Below are 23,475 nucleotides of genomic sequence, written 5' to 3'. Positions count from 1 at the left end.
CCCCGAAGAAGCTGGGGGACGGCATCCGGACGGAAACTTCGCGGGGAGTTTCGCTAAGGCTGCGGTGGTGGCGGGTAAACCTTCGAATTATAGCCGCAAGGGTTTGCCCGGAGAGCACCATGCCCTCAGCCGGTGCACGGGTGTGCGCCGGGCACTGGGGCCCAGTCCACCCGTCTCGCCGCGCTCAGGCCATCGCGATCAGGCCGCCGCCGACAGCGCCGCGATGCCGGCGCGCGCGATCTGGGCGTCCTCGCTGGACTTCACACCGCTGACGCCCACCGCGCCGATGCAGTGCCCGTCCACCAGCACCGGCACGCCGCCCTCGAGCAGGCCCTCGAGCGACGGGGCACTGAGGAAGGAAACGCGTCCGCCGTTGATCATTTCCTCGTACACCCGGCTCTCGCGACGGCCGACGGCGGCCGTGCGCGCCTTGGCCGGGGCAATCTGCGACGAGATCGGCGCCGCGCCATCCAGGCGCTGCAGCCACAGCAGGTGGCCGCCGTCGTCGACGATGGCGATCGTCACGGCCCACTGGTGGGCCAGGGCCTCGCGCTCGGCCGCCTGGGCCATGGCGCGCGCATCGTCGAGGGTGAGAAAAGGCTTGGTGTTCATGGTTCTGCGACCGTTGAGGAGAGAGGCCGGCAGTGTGACCCAGGGAATGCCCGCGATTCCTGTTCAAAAGGCCACAACTGACCTGCGGAACTTAGAATCCGCGGCGCGGTCTGACCCGCATTCCTCAACCCTTGAAGACCAGGAGTCCTCATGAACGAACAAGGCCTGCACTTCGGCACCGGCTACGCCGGCGGCGGCGCGCTGGCGGCCAGCCGCAACCGCGTGCTGCGCAACACCTATTGGCTGCTCGCGCTGTCGATGGTGCCCACCGTGCTGGGCGCCTGGGTCGGTGTCAGCACCGGCATCATGGCCTCGATGGGCATGGGCCTGTCGGCCATCGTGTTCCTGGCCGGCGCGTTCGGCTTCATGTTCGCGATCGAGAAGACCAAGGAATCGGCCACCGGCGTCGCCGTGCTGCTGGCCTTCACGTTCTTCATGGGCCTGATGCTGTCGCGCCTGCTGGCGGCCATCCTGGGCTTCAAGAACGGCAGCGGCCTGATCATGACCGCCTTCGGCGGCACGGCCGTGGTGTTCTTCGGCATGGCCACGCTGGCCACGGTGATCAAGCGCGACCTGTCGAACATGGGCAAGTTCCTGTTCGTCGGCGCCCTGATCCTGATGGTGGTGGGCCTCGTGAACATCTTCCTGCAAAGCAGCGCGCTGATGATGACGCTGTCGGTGCTGGCCATCGTGATCTTCTCGGGCTTCATGCTGTTCGACATCAAGCGCGTGATCGACGGCGGCGAGACCAACTACATCAGCGCCACGCTGGCCATCTACCTGGACATCTACAACGTGTTCCAGAGCCTGCTGTCCATCCTGGGCATCGTCGGCGGCGAGCGCGACTGATCGCAGCACCTGCTGAAACGACAAGGGCACCCTCGGGTGCCCTTTTTCATGCTCGCCAGAAGCGCGTCAACCGCGCTCGAACACCGCCATGCTCTCCACATGCGCCGTGTGCGGGAACATGTTCACCGCGCCGGCCGCCACGCAGCGGTAGCCGGCCTGGTGCACCAGCAGGCCGGCATCGCGCGCCAGCGTGGACGGGTTGCAGCTGACGTAGACGATGCGCTTGGGCGGTGTCCAGTCGGCGCGCGGCGCGGCATGCAGGTCGGCCAGGGCCTTGGACAGCGCGAAGGCGCCTTCGCGTGGCGGATCCACCAGCCACTTGTCGGCCTGGCCGTAGGCCACCAGGTCATCGGGCGACAACTCGAACAGGTTGCGTGCGGCAAACGTGGCGCGCTCGGTCAGGCCGTTGCGCGCCGCGTTCTCGCGCGAGCGCTGCACCAGGGTCTCGCTGCCCTCGATGCCCAGCACCTCGCGCGCCAGCGTGGCGATCGGCAGCGTGAAGTTGCCCAGGCCGCAGAACCAGTCGATCACCCGCTCGTCGCGCGTGGGCGCCAGCAGGCGCAGCGCGCGACCCACCAGCACGGTGTTGATCTGGTGGTTCACCTGCGTGAAGTCGGTGGGCTTGAAGGGCATCACGATGCCGAACTCGGGCAGCGTGTAGGCCAACTCCGGCCCACCCTCGTCCAGCAGATGCACCGTGTCGGGCCCCTTGGGCTGCAGCCACCACTGCACGCCGTGCTCGGCGCCGAAGGCGCGCAGGCGCCCCAGGTCGGCCTCGGTCAGCGGCTCGAGGTGGCGCAGCACCAGCGCGACGACCGGGCCGGCCTCGGCCTGGCCGATCGCCAGTTCGATCTGCGGCAGCCGGTCGCGCTGGTCCATGCCGCCGATCAGTGCACGCAGCGGCATCAGCATCTGGCTGACCTTGGCCGGCAGCACCGGGCAGACCTGCATGTCGGCCACGTAGCGGCTCTTGCGCTCGTGGAAGCCCACCAGCACCGTGCCCTTGCGCGGCACGTAGCGCACCGACAGGCGCGCACGGAAGCGGTAGCCCCAGTCGGGGCCCTGGATCGGGCGCAGCAGGTTCTCGGCCTTCACCTTGGCCAGGTGGGCCAGGTTGTCCTCCAGCACGCGCTGCTTGATGGCCACCTGGGCGGCGCCATCCACGTGCTGCATCTTGCAGCCGCCGCAGGCGCCGGCGTGCAGGCCGAAGTGCGGGCAGCCGGGGCGCACGCGCAGCGCGCTTTCCTTGCGCAGCGCGGTCAGCGCGCCCTGCTCCCAGGCGTTCTTGCTGCGGCCAACCTGGACCTGCACCTCTTCACCCGGCAGGGCGCCCTCGATGAACACCACCTTGCCTTCGGCGTTGCGGGCCACGCCCTGCGCCTCCAGGTCGATCGCGTCGACCTTCAACCATTCGTCACGTGCAGTCATGGGCCGGATTATCCGGGCATGAAAAAGCCGCCCGGGGGCGGCTTGCGCAGATCAGGAGGCCATCGAAGGCGCGCCGGCCGAGCGCCCGGCCGCCCGAAGCCGGCCGGCGACCCGCCCGGCGGGTGGTGCCGCGTACCCGCGGCACCGGGTGCACCATCTCACTTGATGTACTCGCTGACAACTTTCCACCGACCGTCCACGATTTGGGAGAGACGCGACGACTCGCTGCCCAGGCGCTTGGTGGCGGTGTAGGTGGCCTCGGCGCTGCCGAAGATGTCCGGCGGCACCACCATGGTGTCCATGGCCTTGATGAAGCTCTCGGTCGTGAGGTTGGCACCGGCCTTCTGCGCCGCCTTGGCGAAGATGTCGATGATGTTGTAGCCGTAGGCCGAGTACACGGTGGGGTCGTCACCGAACTTGGTCTTGTACTTGTTGGCCCAGAAGCGGATCGGCTGCGAGGGCTCGTCGGTGTACGGGATCTGCGTGGTCATGGTGGCGTACAAGCCGTCCATGCCCTTGCCACCCAGCTTGTGGATCAGCTCCGAGTAGGTGCTGCTGGCGCCCAGGAAGGTGGGGTTGAAGCCGATCTTGCGTGCCTCGGCGATGCCGCCCACGGTCTCGCGGATCACGGTGCCCAGCACCACCAGGTCGCAGCCGGCGGCCTTGAGCTTGGCCATCTGCGAGCTGAAGTCGGTGGCGCCGCGCTTGTAGGTGGTCTTCTCGGCCACCTCCATGCTCAGGCCCTTGAGCGCGGCCTCGGCGCCGCGGATGACCTCCAGGCCGAACTCGTCGTCCTGGTACATCGAGCACACCTTCTTGGCGCCCTTCTCCTTCACCAGCTTGGGCAGCGTCAGGCGGATCTGGTCGTAGTAGGTGGCGGCGAACGAGTACTTAAGCTTGTGGAAGGGCTCGTACATCTCGCGCGCAGCGGTGATCGGCAGGAAGTTGATGACGTTCTTCTCGAACTGCACCGGCATGGCCGCATTGGCCGGGGCGGTGCCAATGGTGCCGGCCACCAGGAACACCTTGTCCTGGCTGACCAGCTTCTGCGCCGCCAGCACGGCGCGCTTGGGGTCGTAGCCCGAGTCCTCGGCGATCAGCTTGAGCTTGCGGCCATGGATGCCGCCCTGCTCGTTGATCTCGTCCACACGCAGCTGCATGCCACCACGGCTTTGCTTGCCCAGCGCCGCGATCGGGCCCGACAGGTCCTGGATGGTGCCGATGACGATCTCGGTCTTGCTGACGCCCTGGGTCTGGGCCTGGGCGGTGCTGGCCGCGCCCAATGCGGCGAAGGCCAGGGGCAGGAGGGAAACGCGCTGCATGCGATGGGGCTCCGGAAGGGTGCGAAGGGCCAAGCCGGTGGTCCGGCCTTGCCGGCCATGCTAGCCCGCAGGCCCGGCGCGCACTGCTCGGGGAAGCGATGAGCGCCGGCCGCGCCAACCAGCCACAAAGCGCAAGACAGCGCCGCTCAAAACAGCGCGTCGCGCCCCACACCCTGGCCCAGCAGGCGGCGCTTGAGCTTCAACAGGGCCTCCTGCTGGATCTGGCGCACGCGCTCACGGGTCAGGCCCAGGCGCTGGGCCAGCACCTCCAGCGTCTCGGGCTCGCGATCGCCCAGACCGTAGCGGCCGGCCAGCACCTCGCGCTCGCGCACGTTCAGCCCGCCCAGGCCCTGGGCGAGCAGCGCCGAGACCTCCTGGCTCAGCATCAGACCGGCGGGATCGGCCGCGCGCTCGTCGGCCACGCCGTCCAGCAGCGTCTCGGCTGCCTCGCCGCGCTCCAGCGGCGCATCCAGCGAGGCCGGCTGCTCGGTCATGGCCAGCAACGCGCCCACCTGCGCCACGTCCCAGCCCAGGCGGCGGGCGATGTCCTCGGCACGCACCGGTTCGCCCGAGGCGGCACCGGCTGCCTCGGACTCGAGAGCCCGCCGCGCCCGCAGCACCTGGTTCAGCTCGCGCACCACGTGCACCGGCAGCCGCACCAGGCGTGTCTGGTGCATCAGCGCGCGCTCGATGGCCTGGCGAATCCACCACGAGGCGTAGGTGGAAAAGCGGAAGCCCCGCTCGGGCTCGAACTTCGCGATGGCGTGCATCAGCCCGAGGTTGCCTTCCTCGATCAGGTCAGGCAGCGGCAGGCCCCGGCCGAGGTAGTGCTTGGCGATGCTGACCACCAGCCGCAGGTTGTGCTCGATCATGGCCTGACGGGCCGCGAAGCTGCCACCGCGCGCCGCACGGGCGGTGGCCTGCTCCTCGTCGGCCGAGAACAGCGGCGCGCGGCGGATCTCGTGCAGGTAGCGCTGCAGCGTGTTGCCCGATTCGCCCTCGGCATCGGCCCCGGTGGCGGGCGGCGGGCCGTCGCCGGCCTCGGCGTCAGCGGCATCGGCCGGTGCGGCGGCGTCGCTCAGCGCCCCGTTCTGCGCTGCGTTTTGCGGTGCGTGGGCGGGGCGCTGTGATTCATGCTTCACGCTGCGCTCCCTGGGCTTGCCCGCCGATCCGTCAGGCCCGCATCATGCCGCGCTCAGCGCGCCGGCAGCAACTTGGCCGGATCGACCGGCTTGCCCTGGCGCCGGATCTCGAAGTGCAGTTGCACCCGTTCGGCGTCGCTGGCACCCATCTCGGCAATCTTCTGGCCGCGACGCACCACCTGGTCTTCCTTGACCAGCAGGGTCTGGTTGTGCGCGTAGGCGGTCAGGTACATGTTGTTGTGCTTGACGATCACCAGGTTGCCGTAGCCACGCAGGCCCGATCCGGCATAGGCCACGCGGCCGTCGGCAGCGGCCAGCACGGCATCGCCGGCCTTGCCGCCGATCGACAGGCCCTTGCTCTTGCCGTCGTCGAAGCCGGCGATCACCGGGCCGCTGGCCGGCCAGCTGAAGGCGATGTCCTCGTCGCCCTCACGCTGGGCGGGTTGCGCCGCCGGGGCCGGGGTGCCGGCGGCGGAAGCGGCCGCCGGACGCGTCTCCACCTGGCCCGAGGTGACCGGGCGCGCCACCACGGCACCGGCGTCCACATTCGGCGGCACCACGCGCAGCACCTGCCCCACCTCGATCAGGTTGGGGTTCTCCAGTCCGTTCCAGCGCGCGATGTCGCGCCAGCCCTGGCCGTTCTCCAGCGCCACCCGGGTCAGCGTGTCGCCGGGCTTGACGGTGTAGTAGCCGGGCTTGCCGGCGTTCTCGATGCCCGGCGGCGGCGGCTTGGCGGCGGCCTCGGGCGCGGCGCTGCCGGTACCCGCCGCGCTGCTGGAGCCCGTGGGGCCGGCCGCCGGCGCAGGTGCGCTGGCCCGCGGTGCGTTGCCACGGTCTTCCACCGGCGCCTTGTGCTTGGGCGAGGCGCAACCGGCCAGCACGAGCGCCAGGGCCAGGGCCGGCCAGGTCAGCAGGCGGGTGCGGGGCAGCAGGCAGCGGGACGGTGTCATGACAACGCGCCGCATGAGCGGCGGATTCAGGCGATGCCCGATTTTAGAGGGACGAAGTGCACCGCCTCGTGCTCGGTGCGCTGGCAACCGTGGGCATGGCGGTCGATCACCACCAGCACCTGGCCACGCCCGCCGCCACGGTGCATCGGCGCCACCAGGCGGCCGCCCACGGCGAGTTGGTCCAGCCACGCCTGCGGCACGTCCTCGCCGCCGGCGGCGGCGATGATGCTGTCGTAGGGCGCATTGGGCGCATGGCCCAGGCGGCCGTCACCATGCACCAGGCGCACATGGTCCAGGCGCCAGGCCGAGAGGTTGGTGCCGGCCTTGTCGAACAGCGGCTTCAGTCGCTCGATCGACACCACGCGCCGCGCCAGGTGCGCCAGCAGCGCAGTCTGGTAGCCGCAGCCGGTGCCCACCTCCAGCGTGCCGCCCAGGCTGCCATGGGTGCGAGCCTGGGCACCGTCGAACAGCAGCTCGATCATGCGCGCCACCACCGAGGGCTTGGAGATGGTCTGGCCCAGGCCGATCGGCAGGCTGGTGTCCTCGTAGGCCTGGTTGGCCAGCGCGGTGTCGACGAAGGCGTGGCGCGGCACGCGGCGCATGGCCTCGAACACCGGTTCGCAGCGGATGCCCTCGCGGCGCAGCAGCGCGATCATGCGCTCGCGCACCGGCTGCGAATCCAGGCCCAGCCCTTGCGGCGTGGCCTGGCGCGAGGCGTCGCGCGCGGCCTCGTGCAACGGGCGCTGCGGACGCAGCACGGCACGCGGCTCGGGCTTGGCGCGGCTGCGCACCGCGCCATGGCCCACGCTGTCCAGTCCGAGCGGAAAGCGTGGCGGCTTGGGACTGCCGGCGCTCATCCGCCGCGGGCCAGTCGGCCGGCCCAGGTGCCCAGGCCGGCATGGTCGGTCAGATCCACCTGCAGCGGCGTGATCGACACGCAGCCGTTGGCCGTGGCGTGGAAGTCGGTGCCCTCGCCCGCCTCGCGCGCATCGCCGGCCGGGCCGATCCACCAGATGGTCTCGCCGCGCGGGCTGGTCTGGCGGATCACCGGCTCGCTGGCATGGCGGCGGCCCAGGCGCGTGATGCGGCGCGGCAGCGTGTCGGCATCGGCGCGGTTGGGGATGTTCACGTTCAGCAGGAAGGGCGCGGCGCTGGGCGTGCCGACGATGCCCTGCGCCAGCACCTCCTCGACCACCGCGCGCACCACGCGGGCGGCGGCATCGAGGTGCGTCCAGCCCTTGGTGACCTGCGAGAACGCGATGGCCGGGATGCCGAACAGATAGCCCTCCATGGCCGCGGCCACGGTGCCCGAGTACAGCGTGTCGTCACCCATGTTGGCACCCTGGTTGATGCCCGAGAGCACCAGATCGGGGCGGTGGCCCAGCACGCCGGTCAGCGCCACGTGCACGCTGTCGGACGGCGTGCCGTTGACGACGCGAAAGCCCTGCTGCGCCCCGCCGCCGGTGAACACCGACAGCGGGCGGCTCAGCGTGAGCGCATTGCTGGTGCCGCTGGCGTTCTGCTCGGGCGCGAACACATCGATCTCGCCCAGACCCTGCACGGCCTGCACCAGGGCGGCGATGCCGGGGGCCAGGTAACCATCGTCGTTGGCGATCAGGATGCGCATGGGCCGCGATTGTAGGAGCCGCCCGGCCCGGCCGCCGGCCTCGTCACCCGGGCGACGGGTTGGCACGCGGTCGCTGCCTATCATCATTCGCTTTGAGTTTGATGCGCACTGCGCGCCCCCGAGGAGACACGATGCAAGCCTGGTTCTGCGACAACCCGATCGGCGTGGATGCGCTGCAGTGGCGCGAGGCCCCTACGCCCCAGCCCCAGGCCGGCCAGGTGCTGCTGGCGGTCAAGGCCGCGAGCCTGAATTTTCCCGATCTGCTGATCGTGGAGAACAAGTACCAGTTCAAGCCGCCGCTGCCCTTTGTGCCGGGCAGCGAGTTCGCCGGCGTGGTCGAGGCCGTGGGCGAAGGCGTCACCGCCTTCAAGCCGGGCGACCGCGTGGCGGCGCTGGCCGGCAACGGCGGCTTCGGCAGCCATGCCATCGTGCCGGCCGACAAGCTGTTCCCGCTGCCCGATGCGATGAGCTACGAACATGGCGCCGCCTTCGCGTTCACCTATGGCACCAGCATCCACGCCCTGCTCGACCGCGGCCGCCTGAAGGCCGGCGAGACGGTGCTGGTGCTGGGCGCCGCCGGCGGCGTGGGCACCGCTGCGGTGCAGATCGCCAAGGCCGCTGGCGCGCGCGTGATCGCCGCGGCCAGCAGCGACGAGAAGTGCGCGCTGTGCAAGGAGATCGGCGCCGACGAGACCATCAACTACAGCAGTGCCAACCTGCGCGAGGCGCTGAAGGCCCTGACCGGCGGCAAGGGCCCCGACGTGGTCTACGACCCGGTGGGCGGCGACCTGGCCGAGCCGGTGTTCCGCAGCATCGCCTGGCGCGGCCGCTACCTGGTGATCGGCTTCGCCGGCGGCGGCATCCCGGCCCTGCCGTGGAACCTGGCGCTGCTCAAGGGCGCCGACCTGGTGGGCGTGTTCTGGGGTGACTTCGTGCGCCGCGAGCCGGCCGGCTTCCAGCGCGACATGCGCCAACTGGGCCAGTGGTACGCCGAGGGCAAGGTCAAGCCGCTGGTGCACCAAACCCTGCCCATGAGCGACCTGCACAAGGCCTACGCGATGATGTCGGGCCGCCAGGTCATCGGCAAGCTGGTGCTGACGCCTTAACACGACGGCGTGCGCCCGGTCCACCCGGGCGTACCCCCGTGATGGGACGTCCGCGCTTCGCGCCCACGGGTCTTCTGCGCTAGCATGCACGGCGGAGAGCCCAGCCTATGGCCGTCAAGGTCCTGATCCTCGAAGACAACCCGGTCGCCCGCGCCTTCCTGTGCCGCGTGGTGCGCGAAAGCTTCAGCGACACCATCGCGATCACCGAGGCCGGTGACCTGGAAACCGCGCGCGCCCAGATCAAGCTGGCCGGCGGCGCCAGCGGCCTGCACGGCGTCGACCCGTTCAAGCTGATCCTGGTCGATCTGGAACTGCCCGACGGCAACGGCATGGAACTGCTGGCCGAGCTGGGCCACTACCCGGCCACCAAGATCGTCACCACGCTGTACTCCGACGACGACCACCTGTTCCCTGCGCTGCAGCGCGGCGCCGACGGCTACCTGCTGAAGGAAGACCGCTTCGAGGTGCTGGTCGAAGAGTTGCAGAAGATCGTGCGCGGCCAGCCGCCGCTGTCGCCGGCCATCGCGCGCCGCCTGCTCACGCACTTCCGCCATGGCGGTCGGCCCGACGGCAGCGTGCCCGACTCGGGTTTCACGGTGCCGGGCGAGTTCGCCACCACCAGTGCGCCGGTGCCGATCGAGAAGCTGCCCGACCACGAGCGGCTCACCCCGCGCGAGAGCGAGGTGCTCACCTACCTGAGCAAGGGCTTCACGATCAAGGAGATCGCCAGCCTGATGGGCATCAAGTGGTTCACCGTCAACGACCACATCAAGTCCATCTACAAGAAGCTCAACGTGTCCAGCCGCGCCGAGGCCGCGGTGCTGGCCACCAAGCAGGGCCTGGTCTGACCGGCGCCCGCGCGCCGGGCGACCCGCCAGCGCCACCGCGGCCGTGAGCCCGACCTCCGGCCCCGACGATCCGGCGCACCGCCAGCCGCTGCCCCGCAGCCGCCGCCCCACCGACCCCTGGCCGCGCCCGGCGGGCCCCCGCCCGACCACGCCCGACGCCTCGGGCGACACGCAGGCCGACTCGGCCTGGACCGAAGCCGCCACGCTGGGCGCGCGCCGCACGCCGCGCCGCCCGGTGGAGGTGGCTCGCCGCCTGCTGCTGGCGGGCCTGCTGGGCGTGGCGCTGCTGGCGCTGTGGCTGCGCTGGATGGCGGCCGAGCCGCACCTGGCGGCGCGCTGGCGCGTGCCGGCCGGCGGACCGGCCGGGCTGGAACTGGTGGCCAGCACCGATCCGGCGCTGGCGCCGCACGTCGGCCAGCGCTTGCTGGCGCTGCAGGCGCCCGATGGCCAGCGCGTGCTGGCCCGCGCCGAGTGGCTGGCGCGCTCGCCGCGCTGGATCATCGACGAGCAGGCGCGCACCCGGCAGACCGCGGCCCAGGCCGAGTTGTCGCGCGCCCAGGCCCAGCCGGCCCTGACCCTGGTGTTCACCACCAGCCAGGGCGGCGAGGCCCAGGCCAGCGTGCAGCCGCGGCCGCGTGGCCTGTGGGGCGTGGGCCTGGCCAGCGGCGTGCTGGGCGCGCTGGCGCTGCTGCTGTACCTGGTGACGGTGGCCGTGTGGGTGTGGCGCCCGGGCCTGCCCACGCTGCTGTATGCGGCCATGACGCTGCCGCAGTGCGTGAACCTGCTGCTGATCGGCGCCGAGTTGCTGCCCGGCCTGGGCGTGCCGTCGGGCCTGGCCAGCATCGACCTGCGGCTGCGGCTGCTGGCCGACGCCACCACCTCGGCCGCGCTGGTGCACCTGCTGCTGGTGCACCCGCAGCCGCTGCCGCGCTGGCGCTGGCTGGCCGGCCCCACCTGGGTGCTGGCGCTGGGCCTGGCAGTGGCGGCGCCCTTGCTGCCGTTGCCGGGCCTGTGGTGGTGGATCTCGGCGCTGGGCCTGGGCTGCGGCCTGCTGGGCATCGGCCTGCTGCGCTGGACGCTGAGACACGCGCGCCACGCCATGGCCACCACGCTGCTGTGGCTGAACCTGGCCGGCACCGGCACGCTGGCGCTGCTGCTGCTGGCGATTGGGGTGGCCGGTGGCGTGGGCGGTGGCAACGCCCGGGCGCCGGCCGATGTGGCGGTGATCGGCCCGGTGGTGTGGATGGTGTTCTTCACCGCGCTGCTGATGCTGGCGCCGTTCCTGTCGCGCTCGCAGCAGGTGCTGCGCATGTTCGCGCTGCTGGCGGGCATCGCCACCACGGTGGCCTCGCTGAACCTGCTGTTCGCGACGCTGTTCCCGTTCGGCCATCTGGCGGCGCTGCTGATGGCGCTGGGGGTGGGGCTGGGCCTGTACCACCTGGCCCGGCACTGGATCGTGCGCCAGCTCACCGGCTCGGTGACGGTGAGCGCCGAGCGCATGTTCGACAGCCTGTACCGCGCCGCGCGCGAGCTCGAGCAGTCGCCGCGCCAGGCAGGCGACCAGCTGAGCATCCTGCTGCGCGAGTTCTTCGACCCGCTGGAGATCAGCCGGACGCCGCGCACGCTGTCGCGCGTGCGGGTGGCCGGCGACGGCTCGACGCTGGGCGTGCCGGTGCCCGACCTGAGCGATGGTGCGCCCGCACAGGCCACACAGGGCGCGCTGGTGCTGCGCCACGCGCAGCGCGGCCGGCGCCTGTTCACCGACGAGGACCGGCAACTCACCGAACGCGTGATCGAGCAACTGCGCCACGCCGTGGCCCATGACCGCGCGGTGGAGCATGGCCGCGCCGAGGAGCGCGCCCGCATCGCCCAGGATCTGCACGACGACATCGGCGCGCGCCTGCTGACGCTGATGTACAAGGCGCCCAACGGCGAGATCGAGGAGTACATCCGCCACACGCTGCAGGACCTGAAGACGCTGACCCGCGGCCTGGCGGCCTCGAACCACCGGCTCTCGCATGCCGCCGCCGAATGGAAGGCCGACATCACGCAGCGCCTGTCGGCCACCGGCTGCGACCTGCACTGGAGCTTTTCCAGCGAGCGCGACCTGACGCTGAACGTGGTGCAGTGGTCGGCGCTCACGCGGGTGATGCGCGAGCTGGTCAACAACATCATCAGCCACGCCCAGGCCTCGCAGGTGGAGATCAGCGTGCACGTGGACCGGGGCGAGTTCCACCTCACGGTGCTGGACGACGGCATCGGCCGCGAGCCGTCGCTGTGGGCGCACGGGCTGGGGCTGGGCGGCGTGCGCAAGCGGGTCAAGCAGCTGGGCGGCCAGGTGCAGTGGCGCGAGCAGGCACAGCGCGGCATCCGCTGCGACGTGCGCGTGCCGCTGCGCGACGGCCGCGGCTGACGCCCGCACCCACCCCGACGCCAGACCCGGCCGGCCCGGCTTGTCCACAAGCCGGTTCTGCCCACAGTTCCTGTGGACAAGGCTGTGGGATGGCTGGGCCCGGCGGCGCCAAGTCCTTGTCAGCCGGGGCTTCGCCTTGCGCTGCCTCAGTTTGTGGCAGTGCGATGACAGGCGTCGTCAGACGCCGGTACTCATTTGGCCAGTGTCTTGTGGATGCCCAGGGCGGCCAGCGTGCCGGCCATGCCCGACAGCAGGTACAGGCTCACGGCGCCCAGGCCGTGGTGGGCCGACAGGTACAGCACCACCACCGGCGCGCAGGCCGCGCCCACCAGCCAGGCCAGGTCGGCCGACAACGCCGCGCCCAGGTAGCGCAGCCGCGCCGCGAAGGCCGAGGCCACCGCGCCGGCGGCCTGGCCGTAGCTCAGGCCGAACAGCGCGAAGCCCAGCAGGAAGAACAGGTTCTGCCCGGCCGCGCCGCCGTCCAGCAGGAAGGGCGACACCAGGCCGAACATGCCGATGGCCACCGACAGCGTGCCCAGCGTGGTGCGGCGGCCGATGCGGTCGGCCAGCCAGCCCGACAGCGGCATCACCGCCGCCGCCACCAGCGCGCCGGCCACCTGCAGCCACAGCAGCTCACCCAGCTCGCGCGGCGAGCTCAGGCTCAGCCAGGACAGCGGAAACACCGTGACCAGGTGCACCAGCGCAAAGCTGGCCAGCGCGGCAAACGCGCCGATCAGCAGCGTGCGGCCGCCGCCGGACTGCAGCAGCTCGCGCAGGTCGCAGGGTTCCAGTTCGTTCTGGCGCAGCGCGTCGGCATAGTCGTCGTCGAGCACCAGTTGCAGCCGCGCGAACAGCGCCACCACGTTCAGGGCGAAGGCCACGAAGAACGGGAAGCGCCAACCCCAGCCGAGGAAGTCTTCGGCGCTGAGGTGGGTCCACAAGTAGGCATACAGCGCCGCCGCCAGGCCGAAGCCGACCGGCGCGCCGATCTGGCCCAGCATCGCATACCAGCCGCGCCGGTGGGCGGGCGCGTTCATCGCCAGCAACGAGGGCAGGCCGTCCCACGAGGCGCCGATGCCCAGGCCCTGCAGCAGCCGGCAGGCGGCCAGCAGCATCACCGCGCCGCTCCACTCGGCCGTGCCGGGCAGCAGGGCCATCGTGCAGGTGGCGGTGCCCAGGCCGAACATGGCCAGCGTGAGCTTGGCGCCCCGCCCGAAGCGCCGCTGCACTGCCATGCCGCCCAGCGTGCCCAGCGGCCGCGCGATGAAGGCCAGCGCGAACACCGTGAACGAGGCCAGCAGCGCCTGCAGCGGCGGCTGGCCGGGGAAGAACAGCGCCGGAAACACCAGCACCGAGGCCAGGCCGTAGACGAAGAAGTCGAAATACTCGCTGGCCCGACCGACCACCACGCCGACGGCGATGTCGTCGGGGGTGACTGCACCATCACGGTGCGGCGGTGACACCTCTCGGCGAGGCAGTGCGGCAGACCAGAGGCGGGAGAGCGGGAAGCGTTCGTACATCGCAGGGGGCGCGCCGGCAGGCGCGGTTCAGAACGGGTCGGAACAGGCGGAAGAACGCGTCGATCAGGGCGGTTTCACGCAGGAATCAGAGACAGGCAGCCACCGTTTGGCAAGGGGCGCCGGTCAATCGCCGTGCACGCCCAGGCACGGGGGGTGGGACAAAGTGTCCAATCGTTGACAACGGTCAATCTAGGTAGATTCCCGCGAATCCTGCCTTCTCAGGGCAGACACCTAGCCATGTCCGACCTCCGCGCCCACACCCCCACCCCACGCCACCGCGGCCGTGCCCTGCTGCCGCTGGCCGCCCTGCTGCCCGTGCTGCCGCTTGCCGGCTGCAAGACCATCGTGATGAACCCCGCCGGCGACATCGCGCGCCAGCAGGCCGACCTGATCGTCACCTCGACGGTGCTGATGCTGCTGATCATCGTGCCGGTGATCGCGCTGACACTGCTGTTCGCCTGGCGCTACCGCGTGCGCCAGGCCGGCGCCAGCAGCGCCCGCTACGAGCCGGACTGGGACCACTCCACCAAGCTGGAGCTGCTGATCTGGGGCGCGCCGCTGGCCATCATCATCGCGCTGGGCACGATCACCTGGATCAGCACGCACCAGCTCGACCCGTTCCGCCCGCTGTCGCGCCTGGACGAGAACCGCGCGCTGCCGGCCAACGTCAAGCCGCTGGAAGTGCAGGCCGTGGCGCTGGACTGGAAGTGGCTGTTCGTCTACCCCGAGCTGGGCATCGCCACGGTCAACGAGCTGGCGCTGCCGGTGGACCGCCCGGTGCGCTTCACGCTGACCGCATCGACGGTGATGAACTCGTTCTACGTGCCCGCGCTGGCCGGCCAGATCTACGCCATGCCCGGCATGGCCTCGCAGCTGAACGCCGTGATCAACAAGCCCGGCACCTGGGAAGGCTTCTCTGCCAACTACAGCGGTGAAGGCTTCTCGGGCATGCGCTTCGCGTTCCACGGCCTGGCGCAGGCCGACTTCGACCGCTGGGTCGAGGGCGCCCGCGGCGCCGGCGCCGCGCTGGACCGCGCCACCTACCTGGCGCTGGAAAAGCCCAGCCAGCGCGACGCGGTGCGCCGCTTCGCCAGCGTGGACAAGGGCCTGTTCGACGCGGTGGTGAACCGCTGCGTCGAGCCCGGCCGCATGTGCATGGCCGACATGATGGCCATCGACGCCCGCGGTGGCGCCGGCAAGGGCGGCCTGGCCGCCGTGACCCGCGCCAACTGGCGTGATGGCCAGCAGACCGTGGTCGCCGGCCTGTGCACCGCCGCCGATCCGGAAGGCCGTGGCCCCGTCGCCGTGAGCGCTGCACCCGCCGCCAAGGCCGCACGCAGCCTGCCCGCCAACAACACCAACAACAACGCCACGGAGCTGTGATGTCCAACGCCGCCCCCGTCGAAGAAACCCTGCTGCTCGGCCGCCTGTCGCTGAAGGCGCTGCCGCTGCACGAGCCCATCCTGCTGGTCACGTTCGCGATGGCCGCGCTCGGCGGCCTGGCCGTGCTGGCGCTGATGACCCGCTACCGTGCCTGGGGCCCGTTCTGGCGCAACTGGGTCACCAGCATCGACCACAAGAAGATCGGCATCATGTACATGGTGCTGGGCATCGTGATGCTGCTGCGCGGCTTTGCCGACGCGCTGATGATGCGCGCGCAGCAGGCCATCGCCTTCGGTGACCAGGCCGGCTTCTTGCCGCCGCACCACTACGACCAGATCTTCACCGCCCACGGCGTGATCATGATCTTCTTCGTGGCGATGCCCTTCGTCACCGGCTTCATGAACTACGTGGTGCCGCTGCAGATCGGCGCGCGCGACGTGGCCTTCCCGTTCCTGAACAACTTCAGCTTCTGGATGACGGTGGGCGGCGCGGTGCTGATGATGATCTCGCTGTTCGTCGGCGAGTTCGCGCGCACCGGCTGGCTGGCCTATCCGCCGCTCTCAGGCATCCTGGCCGATCCAGGCGTGGGGGTGGACTACTACCTGTGGTCACTCAACGTGGCCGGTGTGGGCACCACGCTGTCGGGCATCAACCTGATCGTCACCATCATCAAGATGCGCGCGCCGGGCATGACGCTGATGAAGATGCCGGTGTTCACCTGGACCAGCCTGTGCACCAACGTGCTGATCGTCGTGAGCTTCCCGGTGCTGACCGCCGTGCTGGTGCTGCTGACGCTGGACCGCTACGTCGGCACCAACTTCTTCACCACCGACCTGGGCGGCAACGCCATGGTCTACGTGAACCTGATCTGGATCTGGGGCCACCCCGAGGTCTACATCCTGGTGCTGCCGGTGTTCGGCATCTTCAGTGAGGTGGTAGCCACGTTCTGCAGCAAGCGCCTCTTTGGCTACGCCTCGATGGTCTACGCCACGGTGGTGATCACCATCCTGTCGTACCTGGTGTGGCTGCACCACTTCTTCACGATGGGCTCGGGCGCATCGGTGAACTCGTTCTTCGGCATCACCACGATGATCATCTCGATCCCGACGGGCGCGAAGATCTTCAACTGGCTGTTCACGATGTACCGCGGCCGCATCCGCTTCGAGGTGCCGATGCTGTGGACCATCGGCTTCATGATCACCTTCGTGATCGGCGGCATGACCGGCGTGCTGCTGGCCGTGCCCCCGGCCGACTTCGTGCTGCACAACAGCCTGTTCCTGATCGCGCACTTCCACAACGTGATCATCGGCGGCGTGGTGTTCGGCGTGTTCGCCGGCATCACCTACTGGTTCCCCAAGGCCTTCGGCTACAAGCTCGATCCGTTCTGGGGCAAGGCCTCCTTCTGGTTCTGGTTCATCGGCTTCTACCTGGCCTTCATGCCGCTGTACGTGCTGGGCCTGATGGGCGTGACCCGCCGCATGAGCCACTTCAACGACATGAGCCTGCAGCCCTGGTTCCAGGTGGCCGCACTCGGCGCCGTGCTGATCGCGCTCGGCATCGCCAGCTTCATCATCCAGCTGGTGGTGAGCTTCGTGCGCCGCGAGCAGTACCGTGACCTCACCGGCGATGCCTGGGGCACCGGCCGCACGCTGGAGTGGAGCACCGCCTCGCCCCCGCCCGACTACAACTTCGCCTTCACGCCGGTGGTGCACGAGCGCGACGCCTGGCACCACATGAAGGAAGCCGGCGCCCAGCGCCCGACCAGCGGCTTCCAGCCCATCCACATGCCCAGCAACACCGCCGCCGGCGTGCTGATCGCCGGCATGGCCACGCTGTTCGGCTTTGCCGCCGTGTGGCACATCTGGTGGCTGGTGGCGGCCTCGTTCGTGTGCACGGTGCTGGGTGCGGTGATCCACACCTTCAACTACCACCGTGACTACCACATCCCCGCCGACACCGTGACCCGCACCGAGGCGCTGCGCACGCAGCTGCTGGCCTCGCTGGGCCTGGGTGGCAAGCCCACGGCCGCCGCCTGATCACGATCCACGAATCAAGGACTTCACCATGCTGATGGCCAGTTCCTCCGCCGCGCTGGACGCGGCCCGCGCCACGCCGCCGCAGTTCTACGACGACGGCAGCCACCATCCGCAGCAGGGCACCCTGCTCGGCTTCTGGCTGTACCTGATGAGCGACTGCCTGATCTTCGCGATCCTGTTCGCGGTGTTCGCGGTGTACTCGCACAGCTATGCCGCCGGCCCCTCGGGCGCCGACCTGTTCGACCTGCCGCTGGTGGCCGTCAACACCGGCCTGCTGCTGCTCTCGTCGATCACCTACGGCTTCGCGATGATCGGCATGAACCAGCGCAGCAAGGCCCAGGTGCTGGGCTGGCTGGCGCTGACCGGCTTGCTGGGCATGGGCTTCGTCAGCCTGGAGCTGTACGAGTTCAAGCACCTGATCCATGAGGGCGCCGGCCCGCAGCGCAGCGCCTTCCTGTCGGCCTTCTTCGCGCTGGTGGGCACGCACGGCCTGCACGTGAGCTTCGGCATCCTGTGGCTGGGCACGCTGATGATCCAGGTGGCCAAGCTGGGCCTCACCCAGGCCAACCGCCGCCGCCTGATGTGCCTGTCGATGTTCTGGCACTTCCTGGACGTGGTGTGGATCGGCGTGTTCACCTTCGTCTACCTGATGGGCTCGATGCCCGCCACCGCTTGAGGAGCACCGCGATGGCTGCCGCTCACGACTCTCACGATCACCACGACGACCACGGCCACGGTGAGGCCGAGTACCACGCCACCTACAAGGGCTACGTCATCGGCTTCCTGCTGTCGGTGCTGCTCACCGCCGTGCCGTTCTGGCTGGTGATGGGCAAGGTGATCGCCTCGCCGGCCACCACAGCCGCGGTGATCCTGGGCTTTGCCGCCGTGCAGGTGGTGGTGCACATGGTGTACTTCCTGCACATGAACGCCAAGGTCGAACAGGGCTGGTCGCTGCTGGCCCTGGTGTTCACCGGCGTGCTGGTGGTGATCATGATGGCGGGCTCGATCTGGGTGATGCATCACCTGAACGCCAACATGATGCCCACGCACGACATGCGGATCAGACCTTGACCCCCCCCGAAGCGGCCAAGGCCGCCCCCCCCCGGGGGGGCGCCGCCAGTGGACTGGCAGAGCCAGCTCCACGGCGGCCGCTGGGTTGGGGCGGCGGACTGCTCAGGGTGGTGCTCACTGGCCTGCTGCTCGCTTCGGCTATCGGCTTCGCAACGCTGTCGGCCTGGCAGTGGCAGCGGCTGGCCTGGAAGGAGGCGCTGTTGGCGCGCATCGCCCGCCAGCAGGCCGCCGCGCCGCAGCCGCTGGCTGCACCAGCGGCCTGGGCCGGCATCTCGCGTGACAACGACGAGTACCGCCCGGTCACGCTGCGCGGCCATCTGGAGCCGCAGCGCGAGATCCGCGTGCTGGCCAGCACCGAACTGGGCCGCGGCCACTGGGTGATGGTGCCGCTGCGCATCGCCCACAGCCACACCGACGGCAGCCCCGACGGTGCCCGCGTGTGGCTGAACCGCGGCTTCGTCGACGACGCCCACACCGAGCCCGCCACCCGCCCCGCCCCCACCGGCGAGATCACCGTCACCGGCCTGCTGCGCTTCAGCGAAGCCGGCCAGTGGCTGTGGCAGCGCAACGACCCCGCCAGCGGCCGCTGGGTGGGCCGCGACCTGGCCGCGATGTCGCGCGCCGCGCGCATCAGTGCCGCCCCCTTCTTCATCGACGTGGCCGAGGCGGGCGAACGCCCGGTCGCCGAGGCCATCGGCACGGACGGCGCCCCCGCCGTGCCGCACGCCACGGCGCGCAACGCGGGCTTTCCGCGCGGCGGCCTGACCGTGCTGCGCTTCAGCAACAATCACCTCGTCTACGCGCTCACCTGGCTGGCGCTGGCCGCCGGCACCGTGGTGGCCGCGGCCGTGCTGTGGCGCCTGGCGCCCGCCCGTCGCGCGGCCTGAACACGGGCCGCCCGCGCGGCTCCTGGCGCGGGGTGTCCGGCCCCGCTGCGGCACACCCGGGGCGCCCGCAGCCACCTGCGCCGCCAGGCTCGCACCGCCCGCACCGCCCGCCCACGCCGCCTCTCAACGCCACCATGCTGCCGTTCCGCCTTGCCCCGATGCCACCCTGGTGGCCCTGGCGTGGCGCGTCGGCGGATGACGAGCCCGCGCGCACCGACGGTGCGCCGCCTCCGGCCCCGGTGCCCGACGCGCCGCTGGCCGACGACCCCGCCCTGCCCCCCGAAGCCCGCGCCGGCCGCAGCAACCTGATGCAGCTGGTGCAGTTGCGCTGGCTGGCCGTGGGCGGGCAGCTGGGCACGGTGCTGGCCGTGCACTTCGTGCTCGGCATCCGGTTGCCGATCCTGGCGCTGCTGTCCTTGCTGGCGGCGCTGTCGCTGTTCAACCTGGCCAGCTGGCTGCGCGCCAGCACCGCCCGCCACGTGGGCCAGCCCGAGCTGTTCCTGGGCCTGCTGATGGACATGGTGGTGCTGACCGGGCTGCTGGCGCTGACCGGCGGCGTCAACAACCCCTTCGTCTTCGTCTACCTGCCGCAGCTGGCCGTAGGCGCGCTGCTGCTGCGCAGCGCCTATGCCTGGACCCTGGTGCTGGGCGCCTGCACGGCCATCATGCTGCTGGCGCAGTGGCACCTGCCGCTGGCCTGGCCCGATGCGCCGCAGCCGCAGCGCCTGTCGCTGCACTACCTGGGCGGACTGCTGATGTGCTTTGCGCTGTGCGCGTCGCTGCTGGTGGTGGCCATCGGCCGCTTCGGCCGCAACCTGCGCCTGCGCGACGCGCGCCTGGCCGCGCTGCGCCAGCGCGCCGCCGAGGAGGACCACATCGTGCGCATGGGCCTGCTGGCCAGCGGCGCCGCACACGAGCTGGGCACCCCACTGGCCACGCTGAGCATCATCCTGGGCGACTGGGCGCACATGACACCGTTTGCCGCCGAGCCCGAGCTGCGCGACGACATCGAGCAGATGCAAGCCCAGGTGCAACGCTGCAAGGCCATCATCAGCGGCATCCTGATGTCGGCCGGTGACACCCGCGGCGACGCCCCCACGGCCACCACGCTGCATGACTTCCTGGACGAGCTCAGCGACGACTGGCGCGCACGCCGCAACCAGGGCGGCTTCCGCGCCGAGCTGGGGCCGCTGCCGGCCACGCCCATAGTCGCCGACACCGGCCTGCGCCAGATGGTGACCAATGTGCTCGACAACGCGCTGGAGGCCATGCAGGCCGCCGGCACCGCGCCGCCGGCCACGCCGCGGCTGCTGGCCGATTGCGACGGCGACCGCCTGACGCTGCGCGTGCTGGACCGCGGCCCCGGTTTCAGCGACGAGATGCTGGCCAGCTTCGGCCGGCCCTACCACTCCAGCAAGGGCCGGCCCGGCGGCGGGCTGGGCCTGTTCCTCAGCGTCAACGTGGCGCGCAAGCTGGGGGGCAATGTCAACGCCCGCAACCGCGAGACCGGCGGCGCCGAGGTCACGATCGCCCTGCCGCTGGCCGCCCTGGCCCTGACGGCCGACCCCCGCCCCGCCCCCTGGAGCCCGGCATGAGCAGCGCCCACCGCCCCACTGACGACGACGACGAGCGCACGCTGCTGATCGTGGAGGACGACGACGCGCTGGCCGCCACGCTGCGCCGCAGCTTCGAGCGCCGCGGCTGGACCGTGCTGCGCGCGCAGGACCTGGACAGCGTGCAGGCCCAGTTGGCCACGCAGCAGCCCAGCCACGCCGTGGTCGACCTGAAACTGGCCAACGGCCACTCGGGCCTGGCCTGCGTGCAGGCCCTGCACGCGCACGACCCCGACATGGCCATCGTGGTGCTGACCGGCTACGCCAGCATCGCCACCGCGGTGGAGGCCATCAAGCTGGGCGCAAGGCACTACCTGGCCAAGCCGGCCAACACCGACGACATCGAGGCCGCCTTCGCCCGCACCGAGGGCGAGACCGACGTGGACATGACCAACCGCGCCACGTCCATCAAGACGCTGGAGTGGGAGCGCATCCACGAGACGCTGGCCGACACCGGCTTCAACATCAGCGAGACCGCACGCCGCCTGGGCATGCACCGCCGCACGCTGGCGCGCAAGCTGGAAAAGCAGCGCGTGAAATGAGCCGCCGCTGGCGGCACCCGGTGCGCTGAAGCGGCCCCTGAAATGCAAAAGGCCGCGTGCTTTTGCACGCGGCCTTTTGACTCATCGGGTGGGGTGGCTGATGGGACTCGAACCCACGACGACCAGAATCACAATCTGGGACTCTACCAACTGAGCTACAGCCACCGCAGAGCCGCGCAGTATAGCGCGGAAATCAGGACTTGGGCGCCGATGCAGCGTTTGCAGCGTTCACCGGGTCGGCGCGCTTCTCGGTCTTGAAGCGCGCCTTCAGGGCCTGGTAGTAGGCCTCGGCCTCGGCGCGGCCCCAGGCCTGGCCGTACTGGCCGCGCAGGGCCTGGGCATCCTCGGGCTTCACCTCGCGCGGCAGCACCTTGTCGATGCGCGCCACCACGTACCCCTGGCCCGGCAGGGCCACGCCCACGGTGGCCGGCAGCTTGGTGGCGTCGGCGGCCAGCACGGCGTCGAGCACCTGGCGCGACAGGCCCTCGGGCTTGGCGCGCGAGACGGTGATCGCGTCGGCCAGCGTACCGCTGGCGGCATCGGCCTTCAGCTGCGCCAGGCGGGCCTCGCCATCCTTGCGGGCCAGGGCCTCGGCCTGGGCGGCCACCAGGCGCTGGCGCACGGCCTCCTTCACCTCGGCCAGCGGCAGCGTGCGCGCCGGCTGGTACTGCACCACGCGGGCGGCGGCCAGCTGGTTGGCCCCCACCTCCACGGCGTCGGTGTTGCGCTTGTTCTTGATCGCGTCGTTGCCGAACAGGGCCTCCAGAAGCTTGGCACTGGCCAGCGGGCCCTTGGCATCGGGCTGCGGGGTGCGCTGCACGGTGGCCGTGCGCTTCTCGAGCTTGAGCTTGTCGATCACCGGCTGCAGGCTGTCGCTCTGCTCGTACACGGTGTTGGTGAACTGCTCGGCGGCCTCGGCCCAGCGCTTGACGGCCAGCTGCTGCTTGACCTCGTCCTCGATCTGGCCGCGCACGGCCTCGAAGGGCTTCTTGTCGCCGCCACGCACCGCCTCGAGCTGGATGATGTGGAAGCCGAAATCGGTCTCGACCAGGTTGCTGATCTCGCCCGGCTTCATCGCGAACACAGCGTCCTCGAAGGGCTTGACCATCGCGCCACGGCCGAAGAAGTCGAGGTCGCCGCCCTTGACCGCCGAGCCCGGATCCTGCGAGTTTTTCTTGGCCACCTCGGCGAAGCTGGCCGGCGCCTTGCGCACCTCGGCCAGCAGGGCCTCGGCCTTGGCCTTGGCCTTCTGCTTCACGTCGGGCGCCGCATCCTTGTCGGCATTGATCAGGATGTGGCGGGCGCGGCGCTCCTCGGCCGCGGTGTAGCGGCTGGCGTTCTCGGCGTAGTACTTGCGCAGGTCGTCCTCGGGCGCGGTGATGCCGCGCTTGATGCCGTCCATGTCGAGCAGCACGTACTCGATCTGCGCCTGCTCGGGCGCGCGGAACTCGCTCTCGCGCTGCTTGTACCAGGCCTCGATGTCGGCGTCGGTGGGCGCCACCTTGGCCACATAGTCCTTGGCCTCGAAGCGCGCCAGCCGCACCTCGCGGCGCTGCAGCAGCGCGTCGAGCGCGGTGTTGACCACGGCGCCCGGCACCACCACGGCGCCGGTGATGCCGCCCAGCACCTGCTGAAGCGCCAGGTCCTGGCGCAGGCGGGCGGCGAACATCTCGGAGGTCATGCCCTGTGCGTTCAGCAGTTCCTTGTTGACGCTGCCGTCGGCATTGCGCAGCTGCGCGAACTGCGGGTCGGTGACGAACAGGCGCTGCAGGCGCTCGTCGGTGACGGTGAGGTGCTGCTTGACCATCGCGGTCTGCAGCACGCGCTCGCGCACCAGCATCTCCAGCGTCTCGGCGCGTGCGGCCGGCGTGTCGAACATCTTGGCGTCCACACCCGGCATCTGGGCGCGGATGCGCTCCACCTGCCGCTGGTGCGCGCTGTCCCACTCGGCCTGGGTGATGGTCTGGCCATCGACCTTGGCCACCGTGGCGTTGCCACCCTCGGTGAAGCGCGAATAGCCCTGGATGCCGAACACCACGAACGACGGCAGGATCAGGATCAGCAGCAGCAGCTGCAGCCACCGGTTGTGGGTGCGTACGAACTCGAACATGTGTGATGAGCCTTCG

Annotated in this window: 20 protein-coding genes and 1 tRNA gene; 11 read left to right on the top strand and 10 right to left on the bottom strand. The window is 70.5% G+C overall.

Annotated features, from left to right (window positions below):
• Positions 1-198 precede the first annotated feature (198 nt).
• Positions 199-612 carry a GlcG/HbpS family heme-binding protein gene (locus AACH10_RS08950; protein ID WP_341410045.1) on the bottom strand — a complete coding sequence of 138 codons (414 nt, stop codon included), beginning with the start codon at positions 610-612 and terminating at the stop codon, positions 199-201.
• Positions 613-762: 150 nt separating this feature from the next.
• On the opposite strand from AACH10_RS08950, the gene AACH10_RS08945 reads away from it, so the two are divergent.
• Positions 763-1,461, top strand: coding sequence for a Bax inhibitor-1/YccA family protein (locus AACH10_RS08945; protein ID WP_341410044.1), 699 nt, complete (start codon positions 763-765; stop codon positions 1,459-1,461).
• A gap of 66 nt (positions 1,462-1,527) precedes the next feature.
• Here the strand turns inward: AACH10_RS08945 and rlmD are convergent, their stop codons facing one another.
• The 6 genes from rlmD to surE form a co-directional block, all read right to left on the bottom strand.
• Positions 1,528-2,889 carry a 23S rRNA (uracil(1939)-C(5))-methyltransferase RlmD gene (gene rlmD, locus AACH10_RS08940; RefSeq protein ID WP_341410043.1) on the bottom strand — a complete coding sequence of 454 codons (1,362 nt, stop codon included), beginning with the start codon at positions 2,887-2,889 and terminating at the stop codon, positions 1,528-1,530.
• 158 nt (positions 2,890-3,047) lie between these two features.
• On the bottom strand, positions 3,048-4,211 hold the full coding sequence (locus AACH10_RS08935) for an ABC transporter substrate-binding protein (protein ID WP_341410042.1): 1,164 nt from the start codon (positions 4,209-4,211) through the stop codon (positions 3,048-3,050).
• Positions 4,212-4,357: 146 nt separating this feature from the next.
• Positions 4,358-5,353: an RNA polymerase sigma factor RpoS gene (gene rpoS / locus AACH10_RS08930; protein ID WP_341410041.1), complete on the bottom strand. Its 996-nt coding sequence runs from the start codon at positions 5,351-5,353 to the stop codon at positions 4,358-4,360.
• 53 nt (positions 5,354-5,406) lie between these two features.
• Positions 5,407-6,303 (bottom strand): peptidoglycan DD-metalloendopeptidase family protein, encoded by an 897-nt coding sequence (locus AACH10_RS08925; RefSeq protein ID WP_341410040.1) that lies wholly within the window; start codon positions 6,301-6,303, stop codon positions 5,407-5,409.
• 26 nt (positions 6,304-6,329) lie between these two features.
• Entirely contained in the window at positions 6,330-7,160 is an 831-nt protein-coding gene (locus tag AACH10_RS08920) for a protein-L-isoaspartate(D-aspartate) O-methyltransferase (protein WP_341410039.1), read from the bottom strand.
• Positions 7,157-7,930 (bottom strand): 5'/3'-nucleotidase SurE, encoded by a 774-nt coding sequence (gene surE, locus AACH10_RS08915; RefSeq protein WP_341410038.1) that lies wholly within the window; start codon positions 7,928-7,930, stop codon positions 7,157-7,159. The genes AACH10_RS08920 and surE overlap by 4 nt, the downstream gene beginning before the upstream one ends.
• Positions 7,931-8,061: 131 nt before the next feature.
• On the opposite strand from surE, the gene AACH10_RS08910 reads away from it, so the two are divergent.
• From AACH10_RS08910 to AACH10_RS08900, 3 genes are all read left to right on the top strand, one after another.
• Positions 8,062-9,036, top strand: coding sequence for an NADPH:quinone oxidoreductase family protein (locus AACH10_RS08910; RefSeq protein ID WP_341410037.1), 975 nt, complete (start codon positions 8,062-8,064; stop codon positions 9,034-9,036).
• A 107-nt stretch (positions 9,037-9,143) separates the two neighbouring features.
• On the top strand, positions 9,144-9,884 hold the full coding sequence (locus AACH10_RS08905; RefSeq protein WP_341410036.1) for a LuxR C-terminal-related transcriptional regulator: 741 nt from the start codon (positions 9,144-9,146) through the stop codon (positions 9,882-9,884).
• A 43-nt stretch (positions 9,885-9,927) separates the two neighbouring features.
• A complete protein-coding gene (locus AACH10_RS08900) occupies positions 9,928-12,297 on the top strand; it encodes a sensor histidine kinase (RefSeq protein WP_341410035.1) in 2,370 nt (789 codons plus the stop codon).
• A gap of 191 nt (positions 12,298-12,488) precedes the next feature.
• On the opposite strand, the gene AACH10_RS08895 is transcribed toward AACH10_RS08900, so the two are convergent.
• Positions 12,489-13,817: an MFS transporter gene (locus AACH10_RS08895; protein WP_423228581.1), complete on the bottom strand. Its 1,329-nt coding sequence runs from the start codon at positions 13,815-13,817 to the stop codon at positions 12,489-12,491.
• A gap of 237 nt (positions 13,818-14,054) precedes the next feature.
• Here AACH10_RS08895 and cyoA point away from each other — a divergent pair, with 237 nt between their 5' ends.
• From cyoA to AACH10_RS08860, 7 genes are all read left to right on the top strand, one after another.
• Positions 14,055-15,200: a ubiquinol oxidase subunit II gene (cyoA, locus tag AACH10_RS08890; RefSeq protein WP_341410033.1), complete on the top strand. Its 1,146-nt coding sequence runs from the start codon at positions 14,055-14,057 to the stop codon at positions 15,198-15,200.
• Entirely contained in the window at positions 15,200-17,236 is a 2,037-nt protein-coding gene (gene cyoB / locus AACH10_RS08885) for a cytochrome o ubiquinol oxidase subunit I (RefSeq protein WP_341410032.1), read from the top strand. The genes cyoA and cyoB overlap by 1 nt, the downstream gene beginning before the upstream one ends.
• A gap of 34 nt (positions 17,237-17,270) precedes the next feature.
• On the top strand, positions 17,271-17,912 hold the full coding sequence (gene cyoC, locus AACH10_RS08880; RefSeq protein ID WP_341410031.1) for a cytochrome o ubiquinol oxidase subunit III: 642 nt from the start codon (positions 17,271-17,273) through the stop codon (positions 17,910-17,912).
• Positions 17,913-17,923: 11 nt separating this feature from the next.
• The gene (gene cyoD / locus AACH10_RS08875; RefSeq protein ID WP_341410030.1) at positions 17,924-18,307 is read left to right on the top strand and encodes a cytochrome o ubiquinol oxidase subunit IV; all 384 of its coding nucleotides are present in this window, start codon (positions 17,924-17,926) and stop codon (positions 18,305-18,307) included.
• A gap of 110 nt (positions 18,308-18,417) precedes the next feature.
• Positions 18,418-19,194, top strand: coding sequence for an SURF1 family protein (locus tag AACH10_RS08870; RefSeq protein WP_341410029.1), 777 nt, complete (start codon positions 18,418-18,420; stop codon positions 19,192-19,194).
• 158 nt (positions 19,195-19,352) lie between these two features.
• On the top strand, positions 19,353-20,789 hold the full coding sequence (locus AACH10_RS08865; protein ID WP_341410028.1) for an ATP-binding protein: 1,437 nt from the start codon (positions 19,353-19,355) through the stop codon (positions 20,787-20,789).
• Positions 20,786-21,349: a response regulator transcription factor gene (locus AACH10_RS08860; protein ID WP_341410027.1), complete on the top strand. Its 564-nt coding sequence runs from the start codon at positions 20,786-20,788 to the stop codon at positions 21,347-21,349. Before AACH10_RS08865 ends, AACH10_RS08860 begins: the two co-directional genes overlap by 4 nt.
• Positions 21,350-21,438: 89 nt before the next feature.
• Here the strand turns inward: AACH10_RS08860 and AACH10_RS08855 are convergent.
• Positions 21,439-21,514, bottom strand: a tRNA-His gene (locus AACH10_RS08855).
• Between the two features lie 28 nt (positions 21,515-21,542).
• A complete protein-coding gene (locus AACH10_RS08850; RefSeq protein WP_341410026.1) occupies positions 21,543-23,459 on the bottom strand; it encodes a SurA N-terminal domain-containing protein in 1,917 nt (638 codons plus the stop codon).
• Positions 23,460-23,475 lie beyond the last annotated feature (16 nt).

This window comes from Pseudaquabacterium inlustre (genome assembly GCF_038066595.1).
Classification (GTDB): domain Bacteria; phylum Pseudomonadota; class Gammaproteobacteria; order Burkholderiales; family Burkholderiaceae_C; genus Pseudaquabacterium; species Pseudaquabacterium inlustre.
The sequence above is the reverse complement of the archived record's forward strand: the minus strand, read 5'-3'. Positions and strand labels throughout refer to the sequence as shown.